3 protein-coding genes are annotated in these 10,963 nt (G+C 51.6%); all 3 read left to right on the top strand.

Annotated features, from left to right (window positions below; all coding sequences use genetic code 11):
• The first annotated feature begins 88 nt into the window (after nucleotides 1–88).
• The 3 genes from C5O19_RS02530 to C5O19_RS02520 all read left to right on the top strand — a co-directional run bounded on the left by C5O19_RS02530 (nucleotide 89) and on the right by C5O19_RS02520 (nucleotide 10,905).
• A complete protein-coding gene (locus tag C5O19_RS02530; RefSeq protein ID WP_104709773.1) occupies nucleotides 89–3,424 on the top strand; it encodes a hypothetical protein in 3,336 nt (1,111 codons plus the stop codon).
• Between the two features lie 19 nt (nucleotides 3,425–3,443).
• Nucleotides 3,444–4,511, top strand: a complete 1,068-nt coding sequence (locus tag C5O19_RS02525) for a T9SS type A sorting domain-containing protein (protein ID WP_104709772.1) — start codon at nucleotides 3,444–3,446, stop codon at nucleotides 4,509–4,511.
• Between the two features lie 763 nt (nucleotides 4,512–5,274).
• Nucleotides 5,275–10,905, top strand: a complete 5,631-nt coding sequence (locus C5O19_RS02520; RefSeq protein WP_104709771.1) for a beta strand repeat-containing protein — start codon at nucleotides 5,275–5,277, stop codon at nucleotides 10,903–10,905.
• Nucleotides 10,906–10,963 lie beyond the last annotated feature (58 nt).

Raw genomic sequence — 10,963 nt, 5'->3', positions numbered from 1 at the left:
TATATACACTTTCCCGAACGTCCAAGCGATCGAGAAGCGTATAGGCGTATTTCTGATTACCTAAGGTTCAACAATCCAAATTTAAATTATGGAAATTTCTACTTCGCAATCAGCGGCTTGTAGTAGGCCTTTACTGGCTCTCTTTTTGTCGCTTGTACTGGGACTACTACGGCCTTCCGTTACGTATGCCCAAGAAGGTTCCCTTTGCTATAAACCCATTGTAGGAGCCGGCGTTACGGCTACACCCATCGGTGGCTCGGTAGCAAGCCTTGGGTTCACGACGGGCAATACCCCAGATAAACTTGCTAATGGCAACCTCAACGATTACGCTGAGATTTCCAATATCGTAACCCTACTGGGAAATGGCGGCGTAAGCGTAAAAAACAGCTCGACAACCTACCCTTCTGGCTGGCACGCCGGATATGTGGTAGAATTAGGCGGTTCTGGGCTACTCAATGCGGATGTACTGAATGGCTTTGTCATTCAAACCGACGACGGTAATTCCGCTACGGCTCCGGAAACCTTTACCATTAACAATGGTGTAGGAGTAACCGTCGTTTCGGGGAGTTCCACGGGACGGGTGTACTTGAATTTTAAAACCACCCGCCCTTTTAATGAAGTTCGTTTGTACAAGCCTCAAACGCTAACTGTTTCTCTGGCTTCCTCACTACGGATTTACTACGCAACTGCTTTTGATCCGAGCTGTGGATTTAAGGAAAATAATAACATTTGCTTTGATCAGATTGCGGGAAATCAGACGGTGGTCAATTACTCCAACGGCCTGGCAAGTGCTCTTTCTGGGCTAGCTAATCCGCAGAATATCATCGACGGAAATAAGAATACGGCCGCTTCCTGGACGCTGACCGCGGGCACCGGGGTGCTGTCGAATTCACCCTTTGTGGGCGTAAACAGCCTGCAACAGGTGTACCCTGCGGGCAGTAAAGCCGGATTCGTCATTCAGGTCAGTAATGGTGGTCTGTTGAGTACCGATGTACTCAACAGCCTGGGTATCCGCACGTACTTGCACGGTCAGTTACAGGACGATGTGGATTTGAGCAATGGTACGGGCATCTTAGGATTGAGTCTGATCTCTGGCAGTAATACGACTCCGGCTCAGGAAGTAGCCATTACGACGACGAAGCCTTATAATGAAATACGGCTGGTACAACGGAGTGGCATTTCAGCTAGTGTGCTGAGTGCTCCTTTATTAATTTATTATGCCTTTGAAAGCGGCTCCGCTTGTGCCGAATGTCGCTCGCTGCTGGTGAGTACGGCTACGCAGAACCGATTCAAGGGAGCCATTGCTTCCTCCGATGACATCACTAACCAAGCAAGGATAGTTGACGGAGATACGACTAATTACGCAACGTATTCGTTCCCCTTGGTTAGTGTGGGAGGTTCGGCTCAGGTGACCGTACGCAACAATGCCACTACGGTTAACACGGATACGATTCCCCGGTATTCATTCGCAGGATTTACCATCGAGCGAGTCGATGGCTTACTAAATCTTGGTTTACTGAATAATATCGTCATTACTACCTTTAATGGTACTACTCAGCAGGAAAGCCGCACGGCTGGAGGCTTACTCGGCTTAAGCCTGATTAATGGTCGCAATGGATTAGCTACCGTCGGTTTTAAAACGGCTCTTCCGTATAACCGTATCCGTATTACCATCAATACTCCGGCAGGAATTAATCTCGGCGGCAGCATCAGAATTTACTACGCTCTGGCTTCGCTGGATGATGATAATGATGGCGTACCGAATTGCTTTGAAGCCTGTCCTGCAGGGAATGACGCTCTGGATTCCGACGGCGACGGTATACCGGACTGCGTCGATGGCTGTAATCAGGTGAACAATAAATCACCCTTTGCTGATACGGATTCCGATGGCATCTTCAACGCTTGCGATGTCGACAGTGATAACGATGGCATTCCGGATACCGTAGAGGGCATTGATGTCGATACGGACGGCGATGGCATTCCTAACTACCTAGATCTGGACAGTGATAACGATGGTATTCTGGACTTGTACGAATCGGGTGTTGCGGTTGGAAACAATGATGCGAACCGGAATGGCGTACTTGACAGTCCTAACCCCATTTCTACCAATACGCCCCGGGATACGGATGGCGATGGTATCCCTGATTTCCTCGACCTGGATAGCGACAATGATGGCATTACGGACCTGCGGGAAAGTGGACTTACGGGCTTTACGGATGTCAACAACGACGGTGTAGTCGATGGCCCCGACGCCGATCAGGACGGTATTCAGGATAGTGTGGATACGGATGATACGACCTTCGGTTCACCCAATATGCCACTACCTAAAGATACCGATGGCGATACCATTACGGATCAGCGGGATCTGGACAGTGATAATGACAGCATTACCGACCTGGTCGAGAGTGGTAAGACGGGATTAACGGATGCCAACAACGACGGTGTAGTTGATGGCCCGGATGCCGATGGCGATGGAATTCGGGATAGTGCCGATTCCGACGACGTAGTCTTTGGATCACCCGGTATTACGCCAGCTAAGGACACGGACGGCGACACGAAACCCGATTACGTAGACCTCGACAGCGATCAGGACAGCGTTTCAGATTTGGTTGAAAGTGGTAATCCGGGTCTGGTCGATGGCAACAATGATGGAGTCGTAGACGGTCCGGATGCGGATGGTGATGGTATTCAGGATAGTGCCGATAACAATGACGGCGTATTTGGTTCCCCTGGCATTACCCCGCCCCGTGATACCGACGGCGATAGTACCCCGGACTATAACGACCTGGACAGCGATGGTGATGGTATCAACGATATTATTGAAAATGGTAAAGGATCGACTGACCTCAACAACGATGGCAAGGTAGATGGACCGGTAGATACCAATGATAATGATGGTATTGCGGACGTGGTAGACAACAAACCTACGGAATTTGGTGGCCTGGGAGTACCGCTCACCTCGGACCTTACTCCGCTTATTCAGTTGCCCGCCAACAATTTCCCCCCTACGGGTTCTACCGCAACTAAATCGTTTACGGTGGGCATCTACGAAACGCAGAATGTCTCCGCAACGCCGGCCGGAACCATCGAATTCACGGTAACGGTGCCTAATGGATTTTCGCTAACCTTCAATCCTTCGGCCACATCCATCGGCGTTTCCGGCGGTTCTTCCACCACGATTCAAAATGGTCGCTGGACGGTAACCAATTCCAGCTTAGGGGGCAGAAGATTGACCCTACGCATGAAAGCGGGTGAATTCATTGCGGCGGGTCAGAGTTCCGTACTGGGCTTCACCATTAGCCGTACGACCTCTACGAATGGTAGTAGTTCGATCACCGTAAATATTTCGGATGATCCTACCAAGACCTTCGACAGCAACTCAGCCAATAACATCTATTCACGTATCATCAACAGTGCTCTGTAAGCACTAAAGCCTTTATCATATGAAAACTAGAATCACGCAGCATTTACTAGCAATAGCTTTTTTCTTGGTAAGTTTTTGGGCACAGGCTCAAGATCCTGCTACCGCGGGGATTAATCCTGACGTAGCTTCTATTAATGTAGGAGCCAGTACTCTGGTAAGATCTACTTTCTTTAATGGGAGTTCTACGGCCATACCGCAGATTAACAATGCGACCTGGACGATCAATTTACCCCGTAATATCCGCTTGTTGACTTACACGTTCGAAGATCCTACCGTTACCAACTTTATCACGGTAACCGTAACCGATTATGATGCAGCAGAGGGTACAATCATTACCCTCGTAAGCAACCGTGGGGATTTTCCTGGAAATGGAGCCTATGAAATTGTCCTCAACGTAGAAGGTGTGGTTTCAACGGGTGGATTAAATGCCACAATGACCATCAATGCCGCTTCTATTCCACCGGTGGCTACGAATGTGGCAAACAATGATAACTCTTCAGGATCGATTGTCGTGGCGGAAGCCCCTACGCCGGTGTCGCTGGTATCATTTACGGCAAAAGGAGTGGGCAATAATGCCCAGCTTGACTGGGCAACGGCTCAGGAGAAAAACAACGCTCTCTTTGAAGTGCAGTACTCGACGAATGGTCAGGACTTTGAAGCCGTAGGTTCGGTGATGGGTAAAGGTACGACTACGGTTCGTCAGACGTACTCCTTCGTTCATCCGGGTTTGAACCCGGCCTTGACTCACTACTATCGCCTCAAGCAGATCGATACGGACGGTAGCTTCGCCTTGAGTCAGGTTCGTTCGGTCAAACTGGATCAGTACGTAGGAATCCAGCTCAAGGCTAGTACGGATCCCGCCCGTAACGTACGCGTATTAGTTGATTACGGCGATGAACAACTTTCCAACCTGGCTACAATTCACCTGATGGATTTGTCAGGCCGTACCTTAAGCTCGAAACAAATCGAATTGGAGAAGGGATTTAATCGCGTAAACTTCTCCGCTTCTTCGTTAAGCTCCGGTTTGTACTTGATTCGTTTAGAAAATGCTTCACAACCCGCTGCAGTAAAAGTAGCACTGCCTTAACGTTAAGCATTCCCCTAACTAAAAGGCCAGCAGTTCTCTGCTGGCCTTTATTATTGGTAAACCACTTAAGAAACTGCACCAATAAGTCTTCTTACCAAGTACGTTAGTTCACGTAATTACTATCGATAAAGGTGTTTAAACCTATAAATCTAAATTCTTTTCTTAAGAATTTAATTTTCAATTACAGCAATAATATTTTCAATTAGGATAAAATTTAACAATCAATTACCGCATACATTAGGCACCTTTTAACCCAACTATCCCTTTACAGGATTCAACCAATTACTTGAGGTTATAGTTCATACGTATATTAATATTAGGAAGAGCATTTTATTTTAAATAAATCACAAAAAAATCAAAAAACTATTGACAGTATAAGTTATTTAATTACTTTTACATCCGCTTGACAAGTGATAATAAGCCGTTCAAGTTTCCTATAAATAAGCAGATTAGCTCAATCCACGACATTATTTATTGCTTATCCATTAGGAGTATCCATCGACCAATCCAAATTAATCCTTGTGAAAATTAGCTACCGCCTATGACTAATTTTACAACCCACGAATCGTCTTTTCTTTTGTCCTGCTCCTAGCATACCTATGCGTTATGTGCTGACTTAGCTATACAGTTAGGTTAGTCTTCACGTGTGTGCTTTACGGTCTCCCTTTAACCAAGGGAGTCAGAGGTTTCTATGCCTGATTTTAACCTTTGTTTCAAGGTTAAGTGAGTACCCTTTTGATTTCAATCCAAATTAATTCAACTTATGAAAAACTTTACCCGGACAATCTATGCCCGAGCCGTGCTTAGGTTTGGGATAACCTTCTGTATTTTCTTTCTAACGTTGCTTTCGCACACGTACGCTCAACGGGCTCTGCGACGCATCTATGCCAACAACGCAACGCCCGGAACGACCAGTATTCCATTAGTTGGAGCCGGTTCGGTAAGCAACCCCAACAACGCGATAACGAATACGACGCTAGCGGAACGAAATCAGGCGGCCAATCTAAATTCTAGTGGTTTGCTGGCCAGTGCTTATCTGAACCTTACGTTCGCGGACCCCGTTGCGGCCAATACACCCATCCACATTAAGCTGGGCAGTACGGCAAGCTTATTAGGCGTCGGTGAAGGATTACGCGTGCAGGCCATTTCCAGTAGCGGAGGATTACTTGGTTCGCCCGCCCAGGTGTCAACATTGTTGTCCCTGGCCGATGGCGTGAACCAGTACGAAGTCATCTTCACGCCTACCGTGGCATCCCAAGGGGTACGGGTAACGTTTGCTCCGGTAGCGGCCCTGCTGAATGGCGGGATTGATGTATACGGTGCCTACTATAAAACCAGTGCCACTGGCGTAGCTTGCGATTCGCCGGAGGATCAGCTCAATGGTGCGGTTGGTTTGGCTACTGGCGTTGCTGGTGGGGTGTTGAATCCCCTCAATGCCGTGGATGGTAACCTCAATACGGCGGCAGTATTACAAACGGCCGTTGGTGCTACGGGTTACATTCATTCTACGGCCGTATTTACTTCCGAAGGAGCGGCGGGTGACAGTGTAAAAGTACTGATTCAACGCACGGGTAATCTACTGGATTTACAGCTTCTCGGCTCATTCTCCATCAATACTTATCTGGGAAATACACTCGTGAATTCGGGCGTTACGGGGAACCTGCTTTCCCTGAATTTGCTGAGTGGTACGAGCGATCGCTATTACGTAGGCTTCCGGGCCAGCGGAGCCTTTGACCGCATCGAAGTTCGGACGGCGGGGGTGGCGAACTTGCTGGGTAACCTCACCATCTATGAGATTCAGCGAACGCCGGGAGCTCCGACCGTAGCTCCAGCTAGCCGGAATGTAACGATTTACTCGGGCAATACGGCTACGTTAACGGCTTCTACTACCGTTACTAGTGACAACGTCATCTGGTATGGTTCAGCCACGGGAACGAATCAGGTGAGTAACGCTAAAACGTTCACCACGCCTACCCTGACGCAAACGACCCGTTACTACGCCGCAACCCAGCGTAATGGTTGCACGGAAACCTCCTTACGGACTCCGGCCGTGGTTACGGTACTCACCCTGACAGGCTTTACCAATCCGCCCAGTGGAAAAGTAGGTCAGGCCTATACGGGCGGCTTATCCGCTACCTCAAGTGGCACGGGCCGGACGCTTAATTATGCTTTGGCCACCGGTTCCAGCTTACCCGCCGGATTAACGCTGAATGCCAACGGAACGATTACCGGTACCGTAGCGGCCAGTGCAACCCCTGGTACCTATCAGATCAATGTGAACATCCGCGACGTAACTGACGGCGGGAATCTAACCGCGGGTAGCCACGTCTATACCCTGGTGATCGCTCCGGCTGACCTGACCTTGCCCGCATTTGCGTTGGGTAATGGTACCGTAGGAACGCCCTACGCTTCGGCGGCCTTACCAGAGCCTACGGGCGGAAATCCGAAGTACACGTTCACGGTCACCAATTTGCCTCCTGGACTGACATTTGATCCAATAACGCGGGTGATTTCGGGTACGCCGACCACCGCTGGTTCATATACGGTACGGGTACAGGTAACCGATTCTTCTAATCCGGCCCAAACGACCTTCCGGGATGTAACGGTAATCATTGCTCCGGCTACGCTGGTGTTACCCGATACTACTCTGGCAACGGGTCAGGTGGGCAATCCCTACGTGACGACGATTCCAGCCGCTCGCGGCGGTACGACGCCTATCACTTACACGGCTTCTAATGTTCCGGCTGGATTGACCTTTAACCCGACTACGCGGCAAATTACGGGCACTCCGTCCCAATACGGCACGTTTACGGTCACGGTAACGGCCACGGACGCGGGTAATCCGCAGCAAACGGCCACCCGTAATTACTCACTAACGGTGAATCCGGCTCCGCTGGTATTACCTGCGGCTACCTTAGCGACCGCCCAGGTAGGGACTACCTATACTGCTACTATTCCAGCCGCTACGGGTGGTACCACACCTATTACGTATACGGCTACGGGTGTTCCAGCTGGTTTGAGTTTTGATCCGGCAACGCGGCAAATTACCGGTACGCCTACCCAATCGGGTACCTTTACGGTAACCGTGACGGCCACCGATGGAGCTTCGCCGGCCCAGACCTCTACGCGTACGTATACGCTAACGGTTAATCCCGCTACTCTAACACTGCCCGCCGCTAGTCCAGCAACGGCTCAAGTAGGAACGGGTTATACAACGACGCTTCCGGCTGCTTCCGGTGGTACGACACCGATCACGTACGCGGCTACGGGTATTCCAGCTGGCTTGAGCTTCAATCCTACGACTCGCGTGATTTCGGGTACGCCGACCACCGCTGGAACCTTTACGGTAACCTTAACGGCTACCGATGCGGGTAATCCGCAACAAACGGTTTCCCGAGACTATACCATCACGGTCATTCCGGCAACCTTAGTATTGCCTGATACGTCCTTAGCAACAGCTCAGGTAGGAACGAGTTATTCCACGACGATTCCAGCCGCTACGGGGGGTACTACGCCCATTACTTACGCGGCTACGGGCGTTCCAGCTGGACTCACGTTTAATCCCGAAACTCGTCAAATTACCGGTACGCCTACGCAATCGGGTACCTTTACTGTCGCCGTAACGGCTACGGATGCGGGTAATCCCCAGCAGACCGCTACGCGTAACTATACGCTGACTGTTGTTCCGGCTACCCTCGTCCTGCCTGCCATTACGCTGGCTACGGCTCAAGTAGGTACTGAATATACCGCTACCATTCCAGCCGCTACGGGTGGTACCACGCCCATTACTTACGCCGCTACGGGTGTTCCGGCGGGTCTGAATTTCGATCCAGCTACGCGGCAAATCACGGGTACGCCGACGCAGTCGGGTACGTTTACCATCACCGTAACCGCTACCGACGCGGGTGATCCACAGCAAACGGCTTCCCGCAATTATACACTGACCGTCGTTCCGGCTACCCTGGTGCTGCCAGCGGCCACACCCGCCACGGCTCAGGTGGGAACGAGCTATACGACGACCCTTCCGGCCGCTTCCGGCGGTACCACGCCCATTACTTACGCGGCTACGGGTATTCCAGCGGGCTTGAGTTTTGATCCGGCAACGCGGCAAATCACGGGTACACCGACAACAGCCGGAACCTTTACAGTAACCTTGACGGCTACTGATGCGGGTAATCCACAGCAAACGGTTTCCCGGGATTACACCATCACGGTTGTTCCGGCTACGCTGGTACTACCCGCGGCTACCTTGGCGACGGGTCAGGTTGGAAATCCTTACGCAACCACCATTCCAGCCGCTACGGGTGGCACCACGCCCATTACGTATACGGCTACGGGCATTCCGGCTGGTTTGACTTTTGATCCGGCGACCCGGCAAATTACCGGTACGCCCACGCAATCGGGCACGTTTACGGTAACGGTAACGGCTACGGACGCGGGCAATCCGCAACAGACGGCCACGCGGACCTACACCATTACGGTGAATCCGGCCACACTGATTCTACCGGCCGCTACGCTAGCTGCCGCTCAGGTGGGTAATGACTATACCGCTACCATTCCAGCGGCTACGGGTGGCACCACGCCAGTGACGTACGCGGCTACGGGCTTACCCGAAGGGCTTTCTTTCAACCCAACGACGCGTCAGATTACGGGTACACCTACCCAATCGGGTAACTTTACGATCGAAGTGACGGCGTCGGATGCTGGCGATCCCCAGCAAACGGCCACGCGGACCTACACGTTAACGGTGAATCCGGCTACACTCGTATTGCCCGCTGCAACGCTGGCTACGGCTCAGGTAGGTAGCAGTTATGCAGTGACGACGCCTGCGGCTACGGGTGGTACCACCCCAGTGACGTACTCGGCTACGGGACTTCCAGCGGGTCTGTCGTTCAATCCTGCCACTCGCCAGATTACCGGTACGCCAACCACGGCGGGTACGTTTACCGTGACGGTAACGGCAGCGGATGCGGGTTCGCCGCAACAAACGGTTTCGCAGGATTACACCATCACGGTTATTCCGGCGACGCTAGTATTGCCCGATGCAACCCTCGCGGTGGGCCAGGTAGGTTCATCGTATGCCACCACCATTCCGACGGCTACGGGTGGTACGACGCCCATTACCTACGCAGCGTCTAACCTTCCAGCGGGTCTGACCTTTGATCCGGATACGCGTCAGATTACGGGTACGCCCACGCAATCGGGCACGTTTACGGTAACGGTAACCGCCACGGATGCGGGCAATCCGCAGCAGACGGCCACGCGTAACTACACCATTACGGTCAATCCGGCGACGCTGATCCTACCCGACGCTACACTAGCGGCAGCTCAGGTGGGTGCTACGTACACGGCTACGCTTCCGGCAGCTTCGGGTGGTACGACGCCGATTACCTACACCGTATCTGGTTTACCCGCTGGTCTGACGTTCAACCCAACGACTCGCCAGATTACGGGTACGCCCACGGAATTTGGTAATTTCACGATCGTATTGACGGCCACGGACGCGGGTAATCCTCCGCAAACGGCTACGCGTAGCTACACTTTGACGGTAAGCCCATCGGCCCTGACTCAGCCTCCGGTTACCCTGGCCAATGGTATAGCTGGAACGGCTTACTCGGCTATTATTCCTCAGGCGACGGGTGGTACGGCTCCGTACACGTATGTGGTAAACAACCTACCTCCGGGCTTAACGTTCAATCCGACTACGCGTCAGATTACCGGTACGCCTACGCAAGCTGGTACTTTCGATAACATCACCGTAACAGTTACGGATGCAGGCTCTCCGGCTCAAACCATTACTCAGACCACGAGCATTACCATCACTGAACAGGCTACGCCCGTTACGCTGATCGCCTTTACGGCCAAAGCTTCCGGAAACAATGTTCAACTGGAATGGTCAACGGCTCAGGAAAAGAATAACGCCCACTTCGAAGTGCAGTACTCAACGAATGGACGTGATTTCGAAACGGTAAGTACAGTTGATGGAAAAGGTACGGTAACGACGCGTCAGAATTACTCCTTCGTACACGCGTCGGTAAATCAGGCCTTCATCCACTACTACCGCCTGAAGCAGGTAGACTTTGATGGGAAGTTCACCCTTTCCACGGTACGCTCGGTGAAACTGGATGGTTATGTAGGCATCGCGATGAAAGCCAGTACTGATCCTTCGCGGAATGTTCGGGTATTTGTCGACTACGGTGACGAGCAACTGTCTAAAGAAACCACCCTGTATTTGATGGATCTTTCAGGCCGTATCCTGAGTTCGCAGCAATTGGAACTGCAACCCGGTCGCAATACGGTAGAATTCTCATCCGGTACGCTGGGTTCAGGTATTTACCTGATTCGCATGGATAATGCCTCGCAAAAGGCGTCGGCCAAAGTAGCTCTGCCTTAGTAGGTCCTACGCTTATAAAAAAGCCGCCCCGGTCATTCGGGGTGGCTTTTTTTATTCC

It is taken from the genome of Siphonobacter curvatus (assembly GCF_002943425.1).
GTDB lineage: Bacteria > Bacteroidota > Bacteroidia > Cytophagales > Spirosomataceae > Siphonobacter > Siphonobacter curvatus.
This window is presented reverse-complemented; position numbering and strand designations above follow the sequence as displayed.